Source organism: Psychrobacter arcticus 273-4 (assembly GCF_000012305.1).
In the GTDB taxonomy this organism is placed as follows: Bacteria; Pseudomonadota; Gammaproteobacteria; order Pseudomonadales; family Moraxellaceae; genus Psychrobacter; species Psychrobacter arcticus.
The window spans coordinates 467,452-492,642 of sequence record NC_007204.1 but is presented as its reverse complement, the minus strand read 5'-3'; the positions used below and the strand labels follow the sequence as shown (position 1 = coordinate 492,642).

Annotated in this window: 18 protein-coding genes and 4 tRNA genes; 10 read left to right on the top strand and 12 right to left on the bottom strand. The window is 42.1% G+C overall.

Translation table 11 applies throughout. The features are described from left to right. Positions 1-143: 143 nt before the first annotated feature. The 3 genes from PSYC_RS02050 to rlmH all read left to right on the top strand — a co-directional run bounded on the left by PSYC_RS02050 (position 144) and on the right by rlmH (position 3,500). Positions 144-2,102: a DUF294 nucleotidyltransferase-like domain-containing protein gene (locus PSYC_RS02050; protein WP_011279698.1), complete on the top strand. Its 1,959-nt coding sequence runs from the start codon at positions 144-146 to the stop codon at positions 2,100-2,102. 57 nt (positions 2,103-2,159) lie between these two features. Then, positions 2,160-2,771: a 3'-5' exonuclease gene (locus tag PSYC_RS02045; protein ID WP_011279697.1), complete on the top strand. Its 612-nt coding sequence runs from the start codon at positions 2,160-2,162 to the stop codon at positions 2,769-2,771. 240 nt (positions 2,772-3,011) lie between these two features. Next, on the top strand, positions 3,012-3,500 hold the full coding sequence (gene rlmH, locus PSYC_RS02040) for a 23S rRNA (pseudouridine(1915)-N(3))-methyltransferase RlmH (RefSeq protein WP_011279696.1): 489 nt from the start codon (positions 3,012-3,014) through the stop codon (positions 3,498-3,500). Positions 3,501-3,838: 338 nt separating this feature from the next. Here rlmH and PSYC_RS11960 read toward each other — a convergent pair whose 3' ends face one another. Beyond that, positions 3,839-7,135 (bottom strand): DNA translocase FtsK, encoded by a 3,297-nt coding sequence (locus PSYC_RS11960; protein ID WP_148201643.1) that lies wholly within the window; start codon positions 7,133-7,135, stop codon positions 3,839-3,841. Positions 7,136-8,010: 875 nt separating this feature from the next. Here PSYC_RS11960 and trxB point away from each other — a divergent pair. The 3 genes from trxB (at position 8,011) to PSYC_RS02020 (ending at position 10,655) form a co-directional block, all read left to right on the top strand. Further along, positions 8,011-9,033: a thioredoxin-disulfide reductase gene (gene trxB, locus PSYC_RS02030; protein WP_011279694.1), complete on the top strand. Its 1,023-nt coding sequence runs from the start codon at positions 8,011-8,013 to the stop codon at positions 9,031-9,033. Positions 9,034-9,103: 70 nt separating this feature from the next. Continuing rightward, positions 9,104-9,910, top strand: a complete 807-nt coding sequence (gene aat, locus PSYC_RS02025; protein ID WP_011279693.1) for a leucyl/phenylalanyl-tRNA--protein transferase — start codon at positions 9,104-9,106, stop codon at positions 9,908-9,910. Positions 9,911-10,220: 310 nt separating this feature from the next. After that, positions 10,221-10,655, top strand: a complete 435-nt coding sequence (locus PSYC_RS02020; protein WP_011279692.1) for a MerR family transcriptional regulator — start codon at positions 10,221-10,223, stop codon at positions 10,653-10,655. Positions 10,656-10,735: 80 nt separating this feature from the next. Here the strand turns inward: PSYC_RS02020 and rimI are convergent, their stop codons facing one another. Beyond that, positions 10,736-11,206, bottom strand: a complete 471-nt coding sequence (gene rimI / locus PSYC_RS02015) for a ribosomal protein S18-alanine N-acetyltransferase (protein WP_011279691.1) — start codon at positions 11,204-11,206, stop codon at positions 10,736-10,738. 222 nt (positions 11,207-11,428) lie between these two features. Here rimI and PSYC_RS02010 point away from each other — a divergent pair, with 222 nt between their 5' ends. Then, positions 11,429-11,980, top strand: a complete 552-nt coding sequence (locus PSYC_RS02010) for a hypothetical protein (protein ID WP_011279690.1) — start codon at positions 11,429-11,431, stop codon at positions 11,978-11,980. A gap of 178 nt (positions 11,981-12,158) precedes the next feature. On the opposite strand, the gene tuf is transcribed toward PSYC_RS02010, so the two are convergent. The 9 genes from tuf to PSYC_RS11870 form a co-directional block, all read right to left on the bottom strand. Beyond that, the gene (gene tuf, locus PSYC_RS02005) at positions 12,159-13,349 is read right to left on the bottom strand and encodes an elongation factor Tu (protein ID WP_011279689.1); all 1,191 of its coding nucleotides are present in this window, start codon (positions 13,347-13,349) and stop codon (positions 12,159-12,161) included. Positions 13,350-13,835: 486 nt separating this feature from the next. Next, positions 13,836-13,910: transfer RNA gene (locus PSYC_RS02000), tRNA-Thr, on the bottom strand. A gap of 104 nt (positions 13,911-14,014) precedes the next feature. Then, a tRNA-Gly gene (locus tag PSYC_RS01995) sits at positions 14,015-14,088 on the bottom strand. Positions 14,089-14,174: 86 nt separating this feature from the next. Beyond that, positions 14,175-14,258, bottom strand: a tRNA-Tyr gene (locus tag PSYC_RS01990). A gap of 65 nt (positions 14,259-14,323) precedes the next feature. Then, a tRNA-Thr gene (locus PSYC_RS01985) sits at positions 14,324-14,399 on the bottom strand. Between the two features lie 390 nt (positions 14,400-14,789). Continuing rightward, positions 14,790-15,746: an FHA domain-containing protein gene (locus tag PSYC_RS01980; protein WP_011279688.1), complete on the bottom strand. Its 957-nt coding sequence runs from the start codon at positions 15,744-15,746 to the stop codon at positions 14,790-14,792. A gap of 80 nt (positions 15,747-15,826) precedes the next feature. Further along, a complete protein-coding gene (locus tag PSYC_RS01975; protein WP_227500344.1) occupies positions 15,827-16,093 on the bottom strand; it encodes an RsiV family protein in 267 nt (88 codons plus the stop codon). A gap of 720 nt (positions 16,094-16,813) precedes the next feature. Next, complete coding sequence (locus PSYC_RS01965) at positions 16,814-18,409, bottom strand: peptide chain release factor 3 (RefSeq protein ID WP_011279687.1); 1,596 nt, start codon at positions 18,407-18,409, stop codon at positions 16,814-16,816. Positions 18,410-18,754: 345 nt separating this feature from the next. After that, positions 18,755-18,880 (bottom strand): hypothetical protein, encoded by a 126-nt coding sequence (locus tag PSYC_RS11870; RefSeq protein WP_264622159.1) that lies wholly within the window; start codon positions 18,878-18,880, stop codon positions 18,755-18,757. Positions 18,881-19,386: 506 nt separating this feature from the next. Here PSYC_RS11870 and PSYC_RS01960 point away from each other — a divergent pair. The 3 genes from PSYC_RS01960 to PSYC_RS01950 all read left to right on the top strand — a co-directional run bounded on the left by PSYC_RS01960 (position 19,387) and on the right by PSYC_RS01950 (position 23,796). Continuing rightward, complete coding sequence (locus tag PSYC_RS01960) at positions 19,387-19,800, top strand: Ohr family peroxiredoxin (RefSeq protein WP_011279686.1); 414 nt, start codon at positions 19,387-19,389, stop codon at positions 19,798-19,800. A gap of 361 nt (positions 19,801-20,161) precedes the next feature. Next, complete coding sequence (gene polA / locus PSYC_RS01955; protein WP_041757462.1) at positions 20,162-23,116, top strand: DNA polymerase I; 2,955 nt, start codon at positions 20,162-20,164, stop codon at positions 23,114-23,116. A gap of 305 nt (positions 23,117-23,421) precedes the next feature. Beyond that, a complete protein-coding gene (locus tag PSYC_RS01950) occupies positions 23,422-23,796 on the top strand; it encodes a hypothetical protein (protein WP_011279684.1) in 375 nt (124 codons plus the stop codon). A gap of 96 nt (positions 23,797-23,892) precedes the next feature. On the opposite strand, the gene hemH is transcribed toward PSYC_RS01950, so the two are convergent. Then, positions 23,893-24,912, bottom strand: a complete 1,020-nt coding sequence (gene hemH, locus PSYC_RS01945) for a ferrochelatase (RefSeq protein WP_011279683.1) — start codon at positions 24,910-24,912, stop codon at positions 23,893-23,895. Between the last annotated feature and the right edge of the window lie 279 nt (positions 24,913-25,191).

The following is a 25,191-nucleotide window of genomic DNA, read 5'->3' as shown; positions in this document are numbered from 1 at the left end:
AAGAAAAATTTGCACCAGTAGTACGTGTTGTATCGATATTACTTTTCACCGACTATATATCCGAATAATACAGCACTGCTATTTGATGATATATTTATAATACTCACACCCCTTTTATCGCTTGTGCCATCAAGGATGATGCCATGCCCCATCTTGATTTTACCCAGCCACCATTTGACGTTTTAAGCGCCGCTGAACGCCAAAGTATCAAAAAAAACACCCAAGTTCGTTATCTTGCCAAAGATGAGACATTATCGACGGATGATTTGCAGTACTTTTATGTGGTACTTAAAGGTCATGTCGAGCAGCTGCTTGACGGTACCTTTGTCACCTCCTATTTAGGTAGCAACCATACCGATCATCTCAATAATAACGATTGGTTTGATAGCCGCCGTCTGCCAAAACCCATGATAGAAGATGGGTTGCAAGAAAGCGATCTTCAAAAAGATACAGATATAAACGAATTAATAATGCCTTATCAATTTCGTGCGGTCGAAGATACTTTGCTGCTGCAAGTAAATGGGACAGCCATTGATAAAATCAGTGCGCAAAACTATTTAGTTCGTCAATTAGTATCAGAAAACCTGCCCGAACGTTTAAAAGCTTTACAGCTACGGCGTAGTGGACAGCATTTAGATGCTGCCAGTTATGACGACCAACAAGAAGTGCAGCAGATTATGCTACAGCCAGTAATTGATATCACTTTATTGCCCGTACATATCGTTGGCGCAGATGACAACTTATATCAAGCAGCTCGCACCATGACTGAGGCTGGGCTTAAACATGTTTTGGTACGTCCAACAGGGTATTTACAAGATAAAGATAGCTTTGATCGTACTTTAGGCATTCTCACTGATAACGATATCTGCCGTGCTGTGAGCGATCAAAAAAATCCTGCTACGACCCCTTGTCAAGGCTATGCAAGTTTTCATCTGCGAACCATCGATGCTGATGATGATATTGGCGATGCGCTATTGACGATGACGCGCTACCGTATCCATAGGCTGCCAGTGATAGATGCTAATGGTAAGGTCATAGGCGTACTTGGGCAAAGCGATATGCTCGCTCATATTGGTCATCACTCTCAGCTGATTAGTATTCAAATCGAACAAGCGACAGATTTGCCAAGCTTGGCGACCGCAGTTGAGCTCATTGGACGCTATATACGCGCTCAATATCAAAATGGTATCAAAATGGGCAACGTCAGCCGCATGGTACAGACCCTTAACGCGCAAGTATTTACCAAGCTTTGGCAACTTATCGTCCCTGATGAAGTAATGGAAAATACCTGTGTCATCGTTATGGGTTCAGAGGGTCGCGGCGAGCAAATCATGCGTACTGACCAAGACAATGCGCTTATCATCCGTGATGGTTTTACCCACCCTGAGCTTGCCCGATTTGCCGAAACCTTTAACCAGCACTTAGCAAATCTTGGCTATCCGCTGTGTGAAGGTAATATCATGATGACCAATCCCATGTGGCGGCAACCCTTAAAGCCGTTTAAAGCACAGATTAGTGCATGGTATAAAAATACCGACCCGATACACAGTATTTATTTATCCGCCATATTTGATGGGGAGTACGTCTGCGGTGATGAATCGCTACTGATTCAGATTCGTGAACATCTAAAAACTGCCCATCGGCAGTCAGACTTGATGTTCGTGCGCCAATTTGCACGAGCAGCGCTACAGTTTGGCGATATCAATCAATGGTGGCAAAAGCTAGTACCGTTATTGGGTGGCAAACCTATCTCTTATACTATTGACCTAAAAAAAGCGGGTATCTTTCCATTGGTACATGGCATCCGTACCTTGGCGTTAGAAAACGATATCTTTACCGACCCTAGCAGCAAAGGTCGCCTCAAAGCTTTGGTTCAAGCTCGGGCGTTAACCCAAGAGCGTGCCGACACTTTACTTGAGGCGTTAGAGTTTTTTATGGCACAGCGCTTATCAGTCGCGCTATCGACAGACAACAAGCATGCGCAAGAAGTGGATCCACGGACGTTGTCGGCACTAGAGCGTGATTTATTAAAAGAGTGCCTAGCCGTAGTAAAAAGCTTCAAGGGACAATTAAGTCGACAGTATCAGCTTGAGATTGGTTAGCATCATTATCTGACTATTTCATTGTTAGCGTGTTAGATAGGAAAGCTATGGAGATAAATGCGTATGAACTGGCTAAAAAAGCTGTCTGTTGCTTGGCAAAAGAACCAATTACAGCGCCCTGAGCTAGCATCAATGTTTGCTATGCCCGCCCCTGAACAATGGGTCGCGATTGATTGTGAGATGACCGGACTCAATCCAAAAAAACATCACCTGCTGTCAGTAGCTGCCATTCATATCAATGGCGACAAGATTGATACGGGAAATGGGCTACATTTGCTTTGCCGACCGCCTGTTATGCCTAAGAGCGATACCATTGTCATTCATGGACTGCGCACCGCCGATGTTGAGCATGCGATGAGTTATGATGAGATGTTGTCATTACTACTACCCTTTATTGGCAATCGACCGCTGGTCGGGTTTTTCCCGCAGATAGATGTTGGGTTTTTAAACCCTTTGGTTAAACGTTATATGGGTACTCATTTGCCCAATGAAGTGATTGATATACGCTCCCTTTATAGTCGGCGTATGATGGGTCGCAGCCAAGGGCTTCCCAGCCAAGCACAGCATTTAAACAGTATTTTAAAGCATTATAATATTCCAGAACTTGGCACCCATGATGCTTATAATGATGCCATCATGACGGCGATGGCATTTTTGCATGTGCGCTAAGCGTGATGGCTGAAATAAATTATTTAGATAAGGCTTTAAGATAAAAGCATTAAAATAAAGCATTAAGACATAAGATAAAAGCCTGCATACAGCTACATTCGGCGTTTACGTGAAAGCAGCAACTCATGTTACCATAGCCTGTTTTTGCCACTTGATGATAGACGGCTCTTATTTAGCGTTGCACTTGGTGTGTTAATCTAAGTCATATTTACTTAATCACTTATCAAAATGGCCGTTATTATGAAAGTAAGAATATTGACCGTCGGTAATAAAATGCCCAAATGGGTTCAAACCGGTTTTGATGAATACCATAAGCGTATTCAGCCCATGCTAAATACTGAAATCGTTGAAATTGCGGCGGCGAAACGTGCTAAGAATCCATCAGATGCCAATTTAGCTCAATACCGTGAGCAAGAAGGTCAAGCGATATTAGCCGCTCATGCAGCAGCAGGTCGTGAGCAATTATGGGTATTGGATGTTAAAGGTAAGATGCTATCGACCGAAAATTTGGCAGATAAATTGGCTGATGGTATGCAGCAAGGCGATGATATTGCTTTGGTAATCGGCGGTGCTGATGGGGTGTCACCTGAAGTATTGGCAAAAGCAGATGTAAAATGGTCGTTATCGGCGCTGACTCTACCACATCCCTTGGTACGCGTTGTACTCATGGAGCAGCTATATCGCGCGATGAGTATCAATCATAATCATCCTTATCACCGTGGTAATTAAAGTATAGTCGGTGAAAAGTAATATCGATACAACACGTACAGCTGGTGCAAATTTTTCTTGCTTGCTGTGCCTACGCAGACAGAGGCTGCAAAAAATTTACACCAGCAATACGGTAGCGACTTTAAAGTATTTCAACTATATAGAGCTAGAAAACCTGTCTCATAAAAAAACCATTACCGATCACAGTAACAAAACAGATTGAAAAATGGACGTGCGCCCTAATTAATGCCATTAAAGCCCTCTAATGAATGAAAGCCCTTGATATTTTGCAATAAAAAACAAGTCTCTCTCGTCACTCGTTTTTTATTATTCATCTATTTTTCAATTAGACTTAAGCGTTACATCAGCAGCTCACGTTTGCCACTCTTACCCATTGAGCTGACCAATCCAGCCTCTTCCATCGAGTCAACAATTCGTGCGGCGCGGTTATAGCCAATGCTAAATTTACGTTGAATACTAGAAGCAGAAACTTTACGGGTCTCCATAATAAAACCAACGGCCTCGTTATAAAGATCATCGTCTTCACCAGAAGCATTAGCCGCACTAGAGCCGCCACTAGGACTAGATAATTCAAAATTGCCCGCCATATTGTCGATATAGTCAGGCGCACCGCGCTCACGCCATGCATCACAAACGCTATTGACCTCTTCATCGCTGACATAAGCACCATGGACACGATCCGGCTCAATCTGCCCAGGTCCTAAGAACAACATATCACCGTTACCAAGCATATCTTCTGCACCGCCACTATCCAAGATAGTGCGTGAATCCACTTTTGAGTTGACTCGTAGCGCCGCTCGTACGGGAATATTGGCTTTAATTAAACCAGTAATGACATCAACTGAGGGACGCTGAGTCGCAAGAATTAAGTGAATCCCTGCGGCGCGCGACTTCTGTGCCAAGCGTGTGATTAGCTCTTCCGCCTGCTTACCAACCTGCATAATCATATCGGCAAACTCATCGGCAACGATGATAATCATCGGTAAGGTTTTAAGCTTTGGCGCTTGGCTGATACTCACACTATCATTCGGTCGCCATAATGGATCAAGCATTGGATTACCCGCTTTTTCAGCAGCGATCACTTTTTTGTTAAACTCATTCAGCTTACGGACTTTTAATAAGCTCATCAGCTGATAACGGCGCTCCATCTCTGCGACGCACCATGACAAGGCACTTGCAGCCTCAGTCATATCGGTAACGACTGGCGTCAGCAAATGCGGAATGTCGTTGTAGTTGGCAAGCTCAAGCTGCTTAGGATCGATAAGAATCATCCGTAGCTCGTTCGGCGTATATTTAAGCAGCATCGATAGCAACATCGCGTTAACCAATACCGATTTACCAGAACCCGTTGTACCCGCAACTAACATATGGGGCGCTCGTGCAAGATCAGTAATAATCGGTTTACCGCCAATATCTTTACCCATCGCCATGCTGATTTGCGCTTTAGGGTCTTTAAATTTTTCGGTATCCAATAGCTCAATCAATCGCACCATTTCACGCTGTTTGTTGGGCACTTCGATGCCAATATAGGGCTTTCCAGGAATGACTTCGACCACACGTAAAGACGCCATTGATAATGAGCGTGCCAAATCGCGTGAAATCCCCGTAACTTTACTGGCTTTTATCCCAGGCGCTAGGTCTACCTCAAAGCGGGTCACCACAGGTCCTGGAATCGCATTGACGACGTTTGCTTTGACATTGAACTCTTGTAATTTTATTTCCAATAGCTCTGATAACTGTTCAAGCTCAGCAAGCGTATAGCTTGGCTGACGATTGGGATCTGGCTTATCTAAGATAGACAGCTCTGGAATCGGTGACAGACTGCTACGATAAGCCGCCGTTTGCATCGAGCGTGATTTTTGACTGAATGCAATATCGTCACTAATATGAGGCATAACAAGTGCATCAATATCGTCAGCGCTATCGTAAACATTGTCATCTTCCGGCATCATATCCGTAATATGATTACTGCTATCGCCTTCTGGCACCGCAAAACTCATGGTTGGTTTGGTTACTGTGGCTGATTCAATACTCGATATGGTAGCCGTACTTTCTGCCATTGGTGACGCTTTTGGATTCGCAGGCGGCGTATTGGTCGGTGTCATATCTGTTATTCCTAATGCATTCGTTACATCAGCATTACAAGAAGATTCCAAATTTTCTGGCAGTTCAGCTGAACTATTATTAGATAATTCGTCAGCGGCGTCGTTTAGTGAAATGGCATTTTGCTGCTTAGTAGGTGCCGCTGCAGTTTCTACTAATGTCTCTACGACGGATAATTCTTGTTCATGATTGAAATCAGTCGTTTCCGGCACTGCAGCATGTTCTACCAACCATGCATCGACTAAGCTATCAACGCTAGGCGCTGATTCGGAAATATCTGTCTGATCTGTCTGATCTATCGAAAGGGTCGCCGCAAAATCATCTAACGAATGCATTGCTTGTTGCTGAGTTGGTTGTTGAGTATCCTCTTGAGTGATATCAAAAACAGGGCTAGCAGAAGAAGTCTCAATATTTGAGCTGTCAAAAGACTCAGAAGCGGATACATCTAAATATGGAACATCTACAGCATCATAAGGTATCGTATCCTGCTCATTCGCTATCTGATTTGCCAGTAAATCGTCGACCGTATTCGCGTCGTTCCATGCAAAACTTGGCTCAACCTTTCTGATAGGTGTTGGCATAGCATTTGTAACAGGCGCTGATTTTTTATTTAGGTTAGAAGCGCTATTGCCAGTCGTTGTAGCAGCAGTTTGCAGCTGCTCTTCTCGTCTGCTCATTTCACTAGCTATTTGCACCGTTGCTGCCATAGAGGCTTTTACACTAGCACTCAATCCTGAAGACGATAAAAAGTCTGTCAATGCGGTGTTGAAACGACCACTTTTACCATCTTTCTCTTTAGTATTAGCGTGTCCAGCCGCTTGCAACTCAAGTGGCAGTTGTTCATATTCTGGCGCAGCATTCTCATTTATCGTCGTATCATCAGCAGAGTGTTTTGCTACATTACTAATGTTTGCTATTTGATTGGCATCAAGCGTACGATCAAGATTTTTGACACCTGAGCCGAACCAAGACAAAGTTTTTATCTTTTCATAAATACTCAGCCAATGAATATTAAAGGCAAATGTGGCAGTGATAATGACAAATACTGCCAAAAACGTCACACTCCCCCACTGCGATAACAGCTGTGCCAGCCGTGCTTGTAGCTCAAGACCAATAATACCACCAGCAACGCCTTTGAGTCCTGAAGATATCGGATCTGCTACCTGCTGCGCCAACGCTATCAGCTGGGCAAATAAGGCACTGCTACTCAATATTAGAAACACATAAGCAACCAAGCGTAACAGCCAAAACGTCGGTTTATTATCCCACCAAATCAGCACCGACTCATAAACCAAAAATGCCAGCAACCACCACGCACCAAAACCAAAGAAGCTATACAGCAAGTCTGATAGCCATGCACCCATCTCGCCGCCCATATTATTAATGGCAGTCATGTCACTACTGATGTGCGACCAGCTAGGATCATTACCGGTATAAGTCATCAAAATGACGAACAAATAAACCGCGAGGAGTAATCCCAGCAGGGTAAATATGCCCTTTTTTAAATAATCAATAATTGGTGCTGATATCACGTAAGGTCTGCCTTGTTGTTAATACTAGTCATGAATACTAAATGGTCGCCAATGCATGATTAAGCCTAATCATACTGACATAAATTTCTGATACGGACTTTTGCAATAAGTTGCGGATAGGGCTTGCTGCTGTACATTGCTTATCTAAAATACGATTTTAAAGAACTAAAATGGACACCGTATTTATTTTGCACCAAACATACAACTTCTTATAATAACAAATACATAGCAGCCATGGCGACCGTGTTATCAATAAAGCGCATAAGAAAATCAATCCAGTAGTGATTTAGTAAAAAATTTGACTGTTAAAAGAGAGCGTATGTATTTTTTCAGCAAAATATATTCAAAACACCTTAGAAACAACTTAGAAACAACTTAGAAACACCACGATACTGCTGGTATAAATTTTTTGCAGCCTCTGTCTACGTAGGCACAGTAAACAAGAAAGAGTGATACTAGCGGTACGTGATGTATCGATATTACTTTTCACTGACTATATTTGAATACCCTCTCGCTTTTATCATTAAAATTTCAAGAGCGAGATGTTTTAGTTCTCATGATACCCATATTCGTTTTAGCAAACTTGCACTTTTTGCACTCAGCCCTTATGTTATTATCACATAGCAACGATAAAAACCATATGCGTCGTCATTTTTACGCTTATCTTTTATAATATAGTTGAAATACTTTAAAGTCGCTACAGTATTACTGGTGTAAATTTTTTGCAGCCTCTGTCTGCGTAGGCACAGCAAGCAAGAAAAATTTGCACCAGCAGTAGGTGTTGTATCGATATTACTTGTCACCGACTATACTTATAATACTTATTATTTTAACGTTGAACCTTTTCACTTTTATTGCTCTAGCAAGGAAATCTTATGGCAACTGATAATACCGCTCCACGCCACGAAAAACTCATTATTTTAGGTTCAGGTCCTGCCGGATATTCAGCGGCGGTCTATGCGGCGCGTGCTAACCTCAAGCCTGTTATGGTAACCGGTATGGAAGTCGGCGGACAGCTAACGACGACGACCGAAGTCGATAACTGGCCGGGTGATGCGCATGATTTGACGGGTCCTGCGCTGATGGAGCGTATGAAAGCTCATGCCGAACGCTTCGGTACAGAATTGGTTTATGATCATATCAATGCTGTGAATTTAAATGTACGCCCTTTTGAGCTGACCGGTAATAACGGTAGCTACACTTGTGATGCATTAATTATCTCAACTGGTGCATCAGCACAATATTTAGGATTAGAGTCAGAAACCAAATTCCGCGGTCTTGGTGTTTCTGCTTGTGCGACTTGTGATGGCTTCTTTTATAAAGACAAAAAAGTTGCGGTCATTGGTGGTGGTAACACGGCTGTTGAAGAAGCGCTTTATTTATCAAATATCGCTTCAGAAGTCACGTTGGTGCATCGCCGTGATAGCTTACGCTCTGAGAAAATTCTACAAGATAAGCTGTTTGAAAAAGCCAAAAATGGTAATGTCAAAATCGAATGGAATCACAGCGTAAAAGAAGTGGTTGGCGATGATATGGGCGTTAACGGCGTTGTTATTGAATCTATGCTCGATGGTAGCACTAAGCAGTTGGATGTGTTCGGTATGTTTGTTGCGATCGGTCATAAGCCGAATACTGACTTATTTAAAGGTCAGCTAGAGATGAAAGACGGCTATCTGATCGTCAACAGCGGTTTGAATGGTAACGCCACACAAACCAGTATTGAAGGTGTCTTTGCTGCAGGCGATGTAGCAGATCATGTGTATCGTCAAGCGATTACCTCTGCGGGTACAGGCTGTATGGCAGCGCTTGATGCCGAAAAATACTTGGATGCTATTGGTGAAGCTGTTGCTAAAGACCATACTTATGCCTCGACGTTGACTGCAGATAAAGAAGCGTAAATGAGCGTAAATAAGCGACTTTGCTAACGAAGGTCGCACTGATATCAATAACTTTAATGATCTGAATCACATGAACAACATCAACGATAGCAGTGCCATTCATATAACGCCTGAGACCTTTGTTAAGCAAATCAGAAGTCTTGGGCGCTATAACTTTCCAGAACCTGCTCTGGTGGATCCTGACGGCATAGGTATTGTAGGTATTGGGGGAAATTTAGCCCCTGAGACGCTGATTTCTGCTTACGCACAGGGTCTATTTCCCTGGTTTAATGACGATGAGCCGATTGCATGGTGGTGTCCTGAGCCCAGATGTGTGATGCAACCGACCGACTATCAGCCGAGTAAATCGCTACGTAAGCAAGCAAACAATGCACGTTGGCAGTTAACGCTGAATCAGGCTTTTAATGAGGTCATACACGCTTGTAGTTTGCCCCGTAGTAATGGGCTGCCTGAGGGAGAGCATACTTGGATTCATGACGATATGATTGAGGCTTATAACGAGCTGCATGCTCAAGGTTTTGCACATAGCGTTGAAGTTTGGGATGATCAAGGGCAGCTCGTTGGCGGTCTATACGGCTTGAAAATAGGCAGTATTTATTTCGGTGAGTCGATGTTTCATATTGCTTCTAATGCGTCAAAACTGGCATTTTGGGGCTTGATGCGTTTATGCACTCAAAGCAATGTGACGCTTGTCGACTGTCAATTACCTAATGAGCATCTCATGAGTTTAGGTGCTATCACTTTGTCACGTACTGAGTTTTTGACCCAACTAGATACCTTAATATCTAATGGTTCAGACGCATGGCACAAGAATTCGCATAGGCCTCTAGCGGTATCGCTGCTAGGGAATTTGCAACCTTGGCAATTAAATCCCTAAATTATTACTCTATAGTCGGTGAAAAGTAATATCGATACAACAGGTACTACTGGTGCAAATTTTTCTTGCTTGCTGTGCCTACGCAGACAGAGGCTGCAAAAAATTTACACCAGCAATACGGTAGCGACTTTAAAGTATTTCAACTATATTCTAAAATCTAAAATCTAAAATCTAAAATCTAAAATTGATATAGCTAATGGATAGCTAAGATAGCGCGACTCGATTGAGTACGTACGATTATTACTGTTACGTTTAATCTGCAATTTCTGTTATAAACCAGTAACTTACATATCACGATCATGAGTAGATTATGGCATCTGACACCTCTTTTTTATTAATAGGTAAGCTTGCAACCAAAGCCAACACCACCAAAGATACGATTCGTCATTATGACCAATTGGGTCTATTAAAATCTCGTAAGCGTCAGGCAGGTTCGCGACTATATACTGAGTTTCATTCAGAATGTGTTGAACGCATCGAATTAATCAAAAGCGCGCAAGCGATTGGCTTTACCCTGACTGAAATCAAAGACAGCCTCAATGATTATTACGATGGGCAGCTCGATATTGACTTACAGCTGAACCTTACCCAGCAAAAATTGACTCAAATCAGAAAACAACAAGCGACCATCAGTTTGATGATAGAGATGTTGACCGAACGCATTGATATTCTTGAGCATATGAAGGCTGATAGTGACTATGAACTTGATATTAATATGTGTAAAAAAATACTACCTTCATCTTGATAAAAAACCTTCAATATCACATTTTATATTTGTTATTTTTCTGAATCGCAGACGATAAAAGCTGCTAATATTTTTTAGCATTAATTATAAACACGCTGCATAATCAGTGCATCCACAGCAGGCTGGCCTAGTAAGTGATAATAACCTTTACGCTTATGGATCACGGCAAACGCTTGCTGCTCATATAAGGCGATTGCCGGAACGTTATCTGCACGTACTTCGAGCAAAAGACTCTCTACTTGTTTAGCCTGTAATTCTGCCTCCAATCTGGCAAAAATTCGTGAAGCAACGCCCTGACGTTGATAATCAGGATGGGTGCCAATACGCAAAATCTCTGCTTGCTCAAAAACCACTTGGTATAAGCAGTATCCTACGACTTTTTTACTTTGATAAACTGCTAATAAATCAATAATATCCTGTGCCAGCAACTCTACTATTGTCTGATAACCCCAAGCATCTTGTGGTTGGATAACAGTTTCTATATTAGCTACGGCTTGGATAATAGGATGGTTTTCTACACTAGCAGTTGATAGTACTTTTATAGCTAACATGTTTCTTCATTATTAGTCGCGTATGGTGGGTCAGTTTATTCAAGCTTTCGTAGAGAGTAAAGAAAAAACATAACCCGCCACCTGATTTGGAATCAAAGATTTGGTGGATTATTTTTAAGATAGCCCACCGTACGCCAGCTAAAAACAAAATAAGAATATACAAAAGTGGCAGTATTGAGAGTAGATAACGTAAAATATGTTATTTGACTTGGAATTATATTAATGGCCACCACTACTATTTATGAAGATCTTTCAGCAGCCTACGATTTAGAAAATATGCAAGCGTTGATGGCTACGAAAGATTTATTAGGAGCAATGTTAAGAATACATTTCATTCTTGAAGCATTCTTAGATATATGGTGCAATAAGATTACGAACTGCGAAGATTTTTTTGATTTGAAGAGATTTACATCGTTTGATACTAAGCTTGAAATCTCAAAAAAACTGGGACTACCATCTGAATTAGCGGTAGTTTTTAAGCTATTTAATAAAATAAGGAATAAATTCGCCCATAGACCAAATTATGTTATTTGCAGTAATGATTTAGATAATATTCATCAAGCTATAAATCAAATAAATACTCATGATAATCATTCAAAGTTTACAATGATAGTTTTTAACGAGCGCGAAATTCGTTGGGACACGCCTGATATCCCAATCATTGATAGCTTACTATTAAATTACTTTACACTTAGTCAGAAGGTTAATGATGTATTTGCTAATGAGTTTTCAAAAAGAAATATTTCATTTACTATTCAAGGTCAGCAAGCGTAGACTAAGTATTTTACATAGCTTTTTTTGCGGCTAAAATATAATAGTTTTTAGATTAGATGAAACGTACAGTACTCGACAAACATTAATCACCATCCACAAAAAAGCCGCCCTCAGTTAAGAGAGCGGCTTTTGACTAACCGTTTATCTTAATATTACAGATTGCTCTGTAAGCTAAGACTTAAACGTGAACGTTAGCAACAACACCAGCGCCTACAGTACGGCCGCCTTCACGAATTGCAAAGCGAAGACCTTTGTCCATAGCGATTGGGTGGATAAGCTCTACGCCCATCTCAACGTTATCACCAGGCATCACCATTTCAGTACCGTCTTGTAATTGGATTGCGCCAGTTACGTCAGTAGTACGGAAGTAGAACTGTGGACGATAGCCGTTTAGGAATGGTGTGTGACGACCACCCTCTTCTTTTGACAATACATATACTTCAGCGTCAAACTTGGTATGAGGAGTGATAGAACCTGGCTTAGCAAGTACTTGGCCACGTTGTACGTCTTCACGCTTAGTACCACGTAGTAGTACGCCACAGTTTTCGCCTGCACGACCTTCGTCAAGCAGTTTACGGAACATCTCTACACCAGTACAGGTGGTTTTTTGAGTGTCACGGATACCGACGATTTCGATTTCTTCGCCAACGCGTACGATACCTGATTCAACACGGCCAGTTACGACAGTACCACGACCTGAGATTGAGAATACGTCTTCGATTGGCATTAGGAATGCTTTGTCGATGTCACGCTCTGGCTCTGGGATGTAGGTGTCAAGAACGTTTAATAGTTCTACAACAGCTGGTTGGCCATATTTTTCTTGTGAGCCTTTTAGGGCTTCAGTCGCTGAACCATGGATGATTGGAGTGTCATCACCTGGGAAGTCATAGTCGCTCAATAATTCACGAACTTCCATTTCTACTAGCTCTAACAATTCTTCGTCATCAACAACATCACATTTGTTCATGAATACAACGATGTACGGTACGCCAACCTGACGTGAAAGCAGGATGTGCTCACGAGTTTGTGGCATAGGGCCGTCAGTTGCAGATACGACTAGGATTGCGCCGTCCATCTGTGCCGCACCGGTAATCATGTTTTTAACATAATCGGCGTGACCTGGGCAGTCAACGTGAGCATAGTGACGTGATGGTGTGTCATATTCTACGTGTGAGGTGTTGATGGTGATGCCACGTGCTTTTTCTTCTGGTGCTGAGTCAATAGACGCGTAGTCTTTGGCTTCGCCACCAGAGGTGATAGCAGCTACCGTTGCGATAGCAGCGGTAAGGGTTGTTTTACCGTGGTCAACGTGTCCGATGGTACCGACGTTAACATGTGGTTTTAGACGTTCAAACTTGGCCTTTGCCATGGGTATTTCCTCTTTTTTTGGTGAATATTTATCAATCAAAGATCGGTAAATAACTGTTTGACGGCTTATGATGTATGACCATCAAACCGTTGACACTGTGCTTTTTCTATTAAAATAATATCTATTAGAACAATAATTGTAGCGCTATACTATCTTTCTTTGCGTTCGATATTTTAACTGTTAAGCGTATAAATAGGGGCATTATACGTGCTTTTCAATCTATTGAACATGACAAGTTAATATACAGCACCGCTGTTACACTACTTTATCTAACTACTACTCATTTAATCCTTCATACAGCTAATTTAGTAGGCAAATGCAGCACTCGCTAATAAACTGACAGCACAAAAAGGCAACACCTCAGTGTCACCTTTGAATTATTCTCTGCCACACTGTATGTATAATTTTCGATAATTTATAATTTCGATACCAATGCCAAGCTGTATACGAAAGTAGCAAAGCAAATATAAAGGATTGAACAATAAATGGAGCTCATATTGAGAATTGAACTCAAGACCTCTCCCTTACCAAGGGAGTGCTCTACCGCTGAGCTATATGAGCGTATTCTAGCCAACCACTAAGTTGCACTAAAAAAAATATCACGATACAGCAATAATAACTGACTGTCGTGATGAATATTGATGGTTTGTGCGATGGTACATATATGGAGCGGGTGGCGGGAATCGAACCCGCGTCATTAGCTTGGAAGGCTAAGGTGTTACCATTATACCACACCCGCATCTACTCTAACCTGTATTGACTCTAATAAAGAATCATTAATTGATATAGAGTATGCTTGGCGCTAAGACAAACTTAGAAAAAATATGGTGGTGGGAGAAGGATTCGAACCTTCGAAGCTTTCGCGACAGATTTACAGTCTGTTGGGTTTGACCGCTCCCCAATCCCACCTAGATTGCTTGGTACAAAAATACTTTAATTTAAAGCAAATTCATAAAAAGCGGCTTTGAGAGAGATGGTGCCGACTGCCGGGATCGAACTGGCGACCTACTGATTACAAGTCAGTTGCTCTACCAACTGAGCTAAGTCGGCTTGTTCTCTCAAAGTGGAGGCTATTCTATCAAATATTTTGACAGACGCAAGCCCTTTTTTAGTATTTTTGACTTTATTTTAAAAATAAATCTCAAGCAACTGATTATAAAAGGATTTTTATTTCGTAGAAACAGCTACTTTTACCACTCTTATTCCAATGGTCTATCTTTTAGCCAAAACATCTAGTCACTTAACTCTCTTGGATTGATTATTGATTGCTAAAAACACTCAATAATTATGTAAACCTGCCAAGCGCTAATACTTATCAGCGGCATAAGGCTAATGTCTTAAAGCAAAAATATCTCAAAGTGAATCAACGACAACTTTTATAAGCTAGCAGCTTTATTATTCAAATAAACAAAGAAAGATAGCCCTGTCATTAAAGATTGGCTATACCATGCCTGTATTAAACAACCATAGTGCTAAGCCAATAATGATAATCGCGACAAATACCCATATAAACCAACCGCCGCTCGGTTTCTTTTCAACCGCTCCTTCATTAGCAGGATTATCAAGCGCTTGATCCATCGCATTATTACCTGTGGTACCCAAATCACGAGATTGACCTAGATTGGCAGTGCCTGAAAACTGTGACGTAGCAGCCTGTTTCGCTCGTAAAACATCCGGATCTGCTTCTTCTTGCAAGGCGGTTTTGGTTGTTTTGTCATGCTCTAGCTCAACGGCTGCCTCAATGACTGGTGCCTCGCTTGCATAAGACGTTTCTGAAAAAGTTTCAGATACAGTGGCTTTGTTTATTACAGGCTCATCAGCTAAGACGGGCTGCTCTACTAGTGATTCTTGATGAGCAGAAGGGATTGGCATGGTTTCAGTAGGACTATATTCTACTTCGCTCAATACTGGTTCGGCACTGTCAGCGGCTAATAAGATTTCTGAGATTCCTGTTTCTTTAACGACTGGCTCTGCTTCAACAATAAGCGCTATTTCAGTATCAGGACTCAACATCAAAGTTGGTTTATCGGCAACTGCTTGCTCAGGAATCGCAGTAGCAGCCACTGGCGCACTTACTTGAAAGCTCAAGCTTGCAAACCCAAGCGTATCATTTGCTTCTAAGTACTTCGATTCATTGGCTGCGATACGCTCATCATTAATAAAAGTGCCGTTTGACGACTCCAAATCTTTCACGTATAGCTGACCGTTTAAGACACTCAGTTGTGCATGATTGCGTGAAATTTGCTTGCTACCTAGCACTAGATCATTATCACTACCGCGACCTATAGAGAGGCTGTCAGTGACCGTCAATGTTAGATCGCCAAGTGCCTCTGTCAAGGCATTTAGCTGCCATGTATTGGTTGCTGCGGCATTCATATTCTCTATATCGTTTGTCATGCGATGACTCCTTAGTTATTAAATGTCTCATGATGGTCATTAACAGATCCATCCCGTTCTATCTTGCGTTTATAGCCTTATTATTTAGGGATAAAGCGCGGTTGTATGATACCGACAAGCTTATCATAAGGAATGCTAAGCACTGGCATACCATAAACATAGGGAGCGATAGCATAATGCTGATAACGAATATCAATCCCTTTATCCGTCAATGTCACGTTATCACTGAGAGTAAACGGCCAATTTTTTTCGTAGTTTTTAACATCTTTATCGACCGTTTTCACCCAGTCTTTATAAGCATTATAGATAAGCGCTTTAACTTGTGGTTTTTTACCGCTTTGCAGCATATCCGCCAGTTTAATTTGCTTTTTTGACTTTTGGTCAAATACTATAGTCGGTGAAAAGTAATATCGATACAACAGGTACTACTGGTGCAAATTTTTCTTGCTTGCTGTGCCTACGCAGACAGAGGCTGCAAAAAATTTACACCAGCAATACGGTAGCGACTTTAAAGTATTTCAACTATAGATATTTGCTATATAGCATTCCATGTGCGCCGCCAGTAAAGACCTACGAGCTTATCTCGAATACCTCAAAATCATTGATATGACCCACATATTCAGGTGTCACCGTTAGGCTGTAGGCAAATGCACTGCCTCTCGGTAGCTCATTAAATTGCGACGCGACAAAACCATCAAGAGCGCTTTTGATAGCAGCTGGATTGGTTTTGGTAGTGATCGATGCAGATTCAGACGGTTTACTATTAACAACCAGAGTGTTAATGCGCTGATTGGTAATATCATTTATCCATTTATGATTGGTATTAAGATACTTGATCTCAATTTCCAGGCAATTTTCATATAGCCTCTTTAATATATTAGCCTCTTTAATATATCTATAAGATTTACTGATATTCTACCGTAACCTTTGTCCTATATTGTAGGAACACTGTTGGTGTTTTTGAATGCTCACTGTTGATAAAAAACCAGTGTGGTACGCTTTAGATAGCTCATAAAAAAGACACGATAGCGTGCCTTTTAAAATTAAGCAAAATGGAGCAACTTACTCTAGTGTTCGCGAGTATTACTAAACGTCACTTCTGGATAGCGATCTTGCATCAGCTGTAAATTCACCCGTGATGGCGCAAGATAAGTCAGATGACCACCGCCATCTAGTGATAGTTGGTCATGGGCTTTACGCTTAAATTTCGCAAGCGCTACTTCATCATCGCAATGAATCCAGCGTACCGTCGCAATAGATACCGGCTCAAAGATACACTGCACTTTGTATTCTTCTTTGAGACGATGGGCGACCACTTCAAACTGTAGCACACCGACCGCGCCCAAGATTAAATCATTATTAATTTGCGGCATAAAGACCTGCGTTGCGCCCTCCTCACTCAATTGCTGCAGACCTTTTTGCAGCGCTTTCGATTTGAGTGGGTCTTTTAGAATAACACGGCGGAACAGCTCAGGGGCGAAATGTGGAATACCAGTAAAATTCAGCTCTTCGCCTTCCGTAAAGCTATCGCCGATAGAAATGGTGCCATGGTTGTGCAGACCAATAATATCACCCGGATATGCTTCTTCTAACGCTGCACGATCGCCCGCCAAAAAGGTCAAAGCATCAGCAATACGTACGTCCTTACCCAGACGCACATGCTTTAATTTCATGCCTTTTTCGTACTTGCCTGAGCAAACTCGTAAAAATGCAATACGGTCACGATGACGCGGATCCATGTTGGCCTGAATTTTAAAAACGAAACCACTAAACGTTGTCTCAGTCGCTGCCACTTCGCGCTCATTGGTTGGATGCGCTTTTGGTGGTGGTGAGTATTTTATTAAGGTATCAAGTACCATATTGACACCAAAGTTACCCAGTGCGGTACCGAACAATACAGGTGTCATCTCACCGGCTAAAAACTCATCCACATCAAAGTCTTCAAGCGCCATTTGTACCAATTCGAGTGACTCTTCAAACGAGGCAAACATCAGCGCACCCAAACGCTCACGAATATCAGGATAATCGTAGCCTTCACGAGTTTCAGAAACCGTCATCTCGCCGCCACGACCTTTTTCATAAAAATAAGTCTTATTTTCAGTCAGATGATACACACCGACGAAATCTTGACCCATACCAATAGGCCAAGTAATCGGGATACATTTAATCTTTAATACTGCTTCAATCTCACTCAGCAGCTCAAGCGGCTCACGAATTTGCCGATCGAGTTTATTGACAAAAGAGATGATGGGCGTATCACGCATCCGGCACACTTCCATAAGCTTGATCGTACGTTCTTCAACGCCTTTTGCGCCATCAACCATCATCAGCGCACTGTCGACCGCGGTCAAAGTACGATAGGTATCTTCACTAAAATCGGCGTGACCTGGAGTATCAAGCAGATTGACCACGTGCTCTTGATAAGGAAACTGCATCACTGAAGTCGTAATAGATATACCACGCTCTTGCTCCATACTCATCCAATCTGATGTCGCATGGCGATCCGTTTTACGACCTTTGACCTCGCCAACCACCTGAATAGCTTGACCCCATAGCAGCAATTTTTCGGTCATCGTGGTCTTACCAGCATCAGGATGCGAGATGATGGCAAAGGTGCGGCGTTTGGCCACTTCTTTATTTAATTTCTTCGGATCTACGCTCATAATTTTTGGCTTCAACGTTGTGTCATTTAGAAATCAATCTAAATAAATAGAGTAAACAATGGGCGTATTGTAGCGGATTTAGCATCAAGGTGCAGAATTAGCGCACAAAAAAACACTCTCTATTAAGTAAATAGAGAGTGCTCATGGCTTTTTTAAGCTTAATAATATTTTGTGATTTGCGTTGCTAAAAAATCAGCGGCAACTTTATTAACTATAGTTAAAATACTTTAAAGTCGCTACCGTATTGCTGGTGTAAATTTTTTGCAGCCTCTGTCTGCGTAGGCACAGCAAGCAAGAAAAATTTGCACCAGCAATACGTGTTGTATCGATATTACTTTTCACCGACTATATCGTGTAATCAACGACGCCGCGTATGCTATCTTCATTTGGAATAGGTGCAGCACGGTTAATAAAATCCACTTCATAGATGCTGCTGTCATAATCCACACCGCTATATATACTCTGGGTCATTATTAACGGCAAAGCATTTAACCTGTGCTGCCTTTTGGCTATTGTTGAAACCAATATTAACTCTGGTCATACTAGATTGACGCTTATCATTAAAGCGTTTTTCAGCATCAAGAACTCAGTTGATCTGGGTTCTAAGTCCTGTTTTATCCTTAGCATCAAAGACGAAGAAGGAGCACTCACTAGTGACCGCGGGGATATAACATACTGAACCTTATTCATCGTCCAGCGTCCTTTTTAAAATGCTGGCATCAGTAGTTATAGATATATTGTATCTACTTTATGTCACTAGTTTCCCCTACTGCAACGATGAGTTATAGCAAACTTAGTTTTTGTCTCATAAACTTAAAAGGTAAACTTACAAATTCATATCATACTTTTACTGCCACTATATAAAGCTTGCCTTATCGTCTGTTATGCTAGATGGGCTATTTTAAAATTAGCTATAACAAGATTTAAAAACACTATAACATGATGGACAACAAGCTAATTATATAAAAGGATAAATTATGGAACCCTTATATTCGACTAAAGCATCTGTAACTGGCGGCCGTGCAGGTAGCGCTAGTCTTCAAGACAGCGATTTGACGATTAATATGGTTGCACCTGGTTCTGGTAAAGACGGTAATAACCCAGAGCAATTATTCGCTATGGGTATAGCTGCTTGCTTTGATGGTGCACTTGGTGCAGTCAAAGGGGCAGAAAAAGCAAAGTTTGACTCTACTACCGAAGTATCGGTAGATCTACTTAAAGGTGAAGATCTAGACTTTAAATTAGCCATTAAAATTCATGTTATCGGTAAAAACACAGAGCTATCAGCGGATGAATTCCAGCAATTGGTTGAGAAGGCTAATAAAGTCTGCCCATATTCTAAAGCTATCCATGGTAATGTCGATAGCGAAGTAACCTCAGAAGTAAAATAAGCCTCTAATAACAACGATATTTGCAATAATAAAAAGAACTCAGTTGATCTGGGTTCTTTTTTTATGGGCTATCATTTGGGTTCGTACGCATCCTAACTCTTTATTCTTTTTATTCGTTCATCATCCATTCGGCACGCATCACTTTTATCGTTATAATGAGGGTCTATTTTTACCCAATACTTGCTGCCTAATATAGTTGAAATACTTTAAAGTCGCTACCGTACTACTGGTGTAAATTTTTTGCAGCCTCTGTCTGCGTAGGCACAGCAAGCAAGAAAAATTTGCACCAGTAGTACCTGTTGTATCGATATTACTTTTCACCGACTATACTTGCTGCCCAATATTTGATAAGTGAATCTCTATGACCGACAACGATCACAACTCGCACTCACCCATCAATCCCAATACGCTACCAAACTTTGCAACGATGCCAAATGTAGCGACGATGACGACCACACATGTGGACAAAAACCAGCCACCTTTTATATTGGTCGATGGCTCTTATTATCTGTTTCGCACCTATCATGCGCTGCCAAAAACCATGCAAAATTCGCAAGGGCTAGTCACCAATGCGATACGTGGCACACTCAATGCGCTGTTAAAGCTGATGCGCCGCTATCACCCAACGCATATGGCGGTTTGTTTTGATACCAAATCACCGACCTTTCGCCATGCCATGTCAGAAGAGTACAAAGCCAATCGTCCAAAAATGGATATAGAGCTGGCTGAGCAGATTCCTTATATTCATCGTTTGGTCACCGCACTTGGGATTCCACTGTTACGTATCGAAGGCGCAGAAGCGGACGATATCATCGGTACGCTCGCCTATCGTGCGGTCGCCGAAGGGCATCACGTGGTTATCTCAACCGGTGATAAAGACATGATGCAGCTGATTAATGACTGCGTGATATTAGAAGACAGCTTTACAGGTAAGATAACTGACAGCACTGGCGTGGTCGAAAAATTCGGTATTAATCCTGACCAGATGATTGATTTTTTAACTTTAATGGGTGATTCCTCTGACGGTATCAAAGGCGTACCCGGCATCGGTAAAAAGACTGCCAAAGACTTGTTAAATGAATATGGCAATATCGATAATATGCTAAAAAACGTTGCCAATATAAAAGGACGTGCGGGTAAAAACTTGCTTGAATATGCTGATGATATTCCGATGAATGCGCAGCTGGCAACCATCGTCACTGATTTAGAAGTTGGGCAAGATTGGCAAGATTTAAAAATAAACACTGATCCTTGCGCCCATATCGATGAGCTACGCGCTCTATACAGTGAGCTTGAATTTAGAAACGAGCTGGCGTCACTTGATCACCCTAATCATCCAGCCAATGGTGCTCAAAGTGTCGCTCATAGCCAAGCTGATACTGAGTCACAGGCGCAAATCGCCAAATCTTTACAATCAAGCGCCATTGGTGATGTCACCGATAGCAAAAGTCACGACAGAGCGTGGCATACTATTTTAGACGAGCCCGCCTTTGATAACCTAGTTCAACTATTAGCCTCTGCCCCGCATTTCGTCATTGATACCGAGACCACAAGCGTCTATTGGCGTCAGGCTGAATTGGTCGGCTTGTCTTTTGCCGTGCAAGCACACGAAGCTTATTATATACCGCTAACTCATTCGCTAGAAGGCGACGAATTAACCGAAAAGCAGCTCGATCGCGATACGGTACTTGTCCGCTTAAAATCTATTTTAGAAAACTCAAGCATTGGTAAAATCGGTCAGCACCTAAAATATGATGCGCATATCCTCAGCCTTTACGATATCAATCTCTTAGGCAATATTCATGACAAGCCCAACAACTGGGCGATGGATACCATGCTTGCCAGCTATGTGATTAATGCCGCTGTTACCCGTCACGGTATGGATGATCTGGCACGGCATTATCTGCAAACGCAAACCATTAGCTTTGAAGATGTCGCTGGTAAAGGTGCTAAGCAAGTGAGTTTTGATCAAGTGGCGATTGATATTGCCAGCGACTATGCTTGTGAAGATGCTGATATCACTTATCAATTATTCGAGCTGTTTAGTCAAAAGCTTGCTGATGACACCAATAACGCCAAGCTGCTACATGCACTGGAGATTCCTACAGCAGAGATACTCTGCCAGATGGAAGCTCATGGTATTTTAATTAAGCGTCCATTTTTAAATGAGTTATCAAAACGCTTCGATGAAGAAATTATTGCCCTTGAAAAACGTGCTTACGAAGTGGCGGGAGAAGAGTTTAATCTCGGCTCTCCTAAGCAGCTTGGGGAGATGCTATTTGATAAGCTTGGCGTTGCTGGCGGTAAAAAAACCAAGACTGGTCAATACTCTACGGGTGAAGCCGTATTGTCAAAAATTGATCATCCTTTGGTCGATATTACCTTAGAGTATCGCGGACTCTCTAAACTCAAAAGCACCTATACTGATGCGCTTGATAATGTGGCAGATAGCGAGACTGACCGTGTACATACTAGCTATCATCAAGCTTTAACTAGCACAGGACGCTTATCTTCAACAGATCCTAATTTACAAAATATTCCTATTCGCACTGCGACCGGTCGCTTGATTCGTCAAGCCTTTATTGCGCCAGAAGGTCGGGTGATATTAGCGGCGGATTATTCGCAAATCGAGTTGCGTTTAATGGCGCATTTCTCAGGTGATAAAAACCTGACTCATGCCTTTAATGAAGGGCTTGATATTCACGCTGCCACCGCTGCTGAAGTACTTGGCAAAGAAGTGGCGGATGTTACCGCAACCGAGCGTCGTAATGCCAAAGCTATTAACTTTGGTCTGCTCTATGGCATGAGTGCCTTTGGACTTGCCAAACAACTACAGATGAGCCGTAGTGAGGCGCAAGACTATATTGATATGTACTTTGAGCGCTATCCTGGCGTCAAAGACTATATGATCAATACTCGTGCCAGCGCCTATGAGCATGGCTATGTCGAGACGATATTGGGTCGTAAGCTTTATACCCCTGATATTAATCATAGCAATCGTATGGTTAAACAAGGCGCTGAACGAGCGGCAATTAACGCACCATTACAAGGCTCAGCGGCCGATTTGATTAAACTTGCGATGATTGCCGTCGATAAAGTACTACCAAAACATCAGGCAAAAATGCTACTGCAAGTCCATGACGAATTGGTGTTTGAAGTTGATGCCAACAAAGTCGATGAAATAAGCCAATTGATTACTGACGCTATGCAAAATGTTTTGACAGCGACGGCGGTTGAAAAAGGCTGGAACGTCAACTTTGCGGTACCGCTATTGGTTGAGACGGACAGTGGTCAAAATTGGGATGAGGCGCATTAATCCTTAAGGGGTTTTTAAGTAGGTGTAATGCTGTTTAAGGTATTTGATGCTTGCAGCGTAAACTTAAACAAACAGTCGCGTATTATAATTGTCGGTATAATAAACTTATCTTATTTCTTCACAGATTATCTTTTAGTTTAACAGGCGTTTACGCGATTGCTTTAACCTATCTATGGCGTTTTAAACTGCTTATATTTGAAAAATACTTGCTACTAGAGGCAATGAATATAAGCGGACAAAATAGCCATACGACCATCGTTTAAACGCTACTATGGTTATTAATTATAAAAACTAAGGAAGACAGCATGGATCACTCAAAAACCCCACTACCAAAAGAGATGAATCATATCGAAGGCGATGACAGCTTGGATGATCATACCGATGACAACGTTGATGAGGGTCAAGGTCAAGATAACGAAGGTAGCCAAGAGGTCGATTTAGACAACCCCATGCTGCATGTTATAGACAATAATGACTTTGACGATGATGCAGGATTTAATAATTCGCAAGTCGGTAGCGATGCTACCCAAGGTCTCACACCCGTACATCATCAAAATATTGATGAATCGCGCATTGATGAGCTGCTGGTCGAAGAGAATTTAGATGACAGCCACTACCCAAATATTGTCGACATCGCCGACAGAGATGCCGCAAAATTAAGCAATGACAATGATTTTTAAAGTATTGCCTTTATAAAATTATCCATAAAAAATACCGGACATCATGTTCGGTATTTTTTTGCTGCTCTATTTAATATCCGCATGCTGCTTTAGCTTTTATGCCCAACCATCTAGCGTCCCCGCCCAACCTTTTACTAATGGCGCACTCATTGCTTCTAACAAATCTATATGTGCTTCGTCAGCGTTGAGCGCCGGAATATAATGATACTCTTCCCCGCCAGCCTTAAGGAAGGTTTCGCGGTTTTCGATGGCCAATTCTTCTAGGGTTTCTAAGCAATCTGCCGAAAACGCAGGGCTAAGAATTTGTACTGAGCGTATGCCCGACTTGCCCCAGTCTTCGAGTACCACATCGGTATAGGGCTTAATCCATTCTTGCTTACCAAAGCGCGACTGGAAGCTAATGATCCATTCATCTGGCTTTAGACCAAGCTCATGAGCGACTTGCGCCGCCGTACATTTACAACGCTTCGGGTACGGATCGCCTTTATCGGCATAAGGCTGTGGAATACCGTGAAAGCTAAACATGAGCTTTTCAGGCTTGCCATGTATCGCTTGAAAGCGGCGGATACTATCTGCCAAGGCTTTAATATATAAAGGATGGGCAAAGTAATCTTTGACTATGGTCATATTAGGCAAATTACGCTGCTTCAGTGACCATTTGGTCATCGCATCATAAACCGCTCCCGTTGAAGTCGCCGAATACTGCGGAAACACGGGTAACATGACAAAATGGTCAACCCCTTCGCTACGCAATTTATCCATAACATCTGGCAAACCAGGATTACCATAGCTCATCGCGGCATGAACAGACACGCGAAATGGCGCAGCACGTTCAGCTAAACGCTTATCTAACATCTCAACTTGCGTGTTAAGAATGTTGCGCATCGGCGAATCACCATCCCAAATGCTGGCATAGGCTTCTGCGACCCGCTTTGGACGACTTGGCAACACAAACAGATTGAGGATAATTGCCCATAAGAACTTCGGGATTTCAATCACGCGCGGATCTGACAAAAACTGCTTGAGATAACGACGGACCGCTGGCGCGGTCGGCTCATCTGGCGTACCAAGGTTGACAAGTAAAACGGCAATACGGGGAGGCAGGTCAGGTTTCATAGCAGCACTGTTTTATGATTAAGTTAATGAGAAAATCTCGATAAAAGATTGTTAAGACAGTATTCAATGAGCACGCCGTTAGTGTAGCATTTTAACCCTTCATAACGCATTGCAAAAGTGTCCTTGTACAATTTGACACGCAGTTGTTGCGACTTGCCTTTGTCAATAGCGCCTAAAACTTGTAGCAATGGTATGATATTTTTTTCGATTGGTTCAATGATATCAAAACTAAGCATGAAAGACTGCGCTTGAAGGTTGTACTCATATGCGCATCACCAT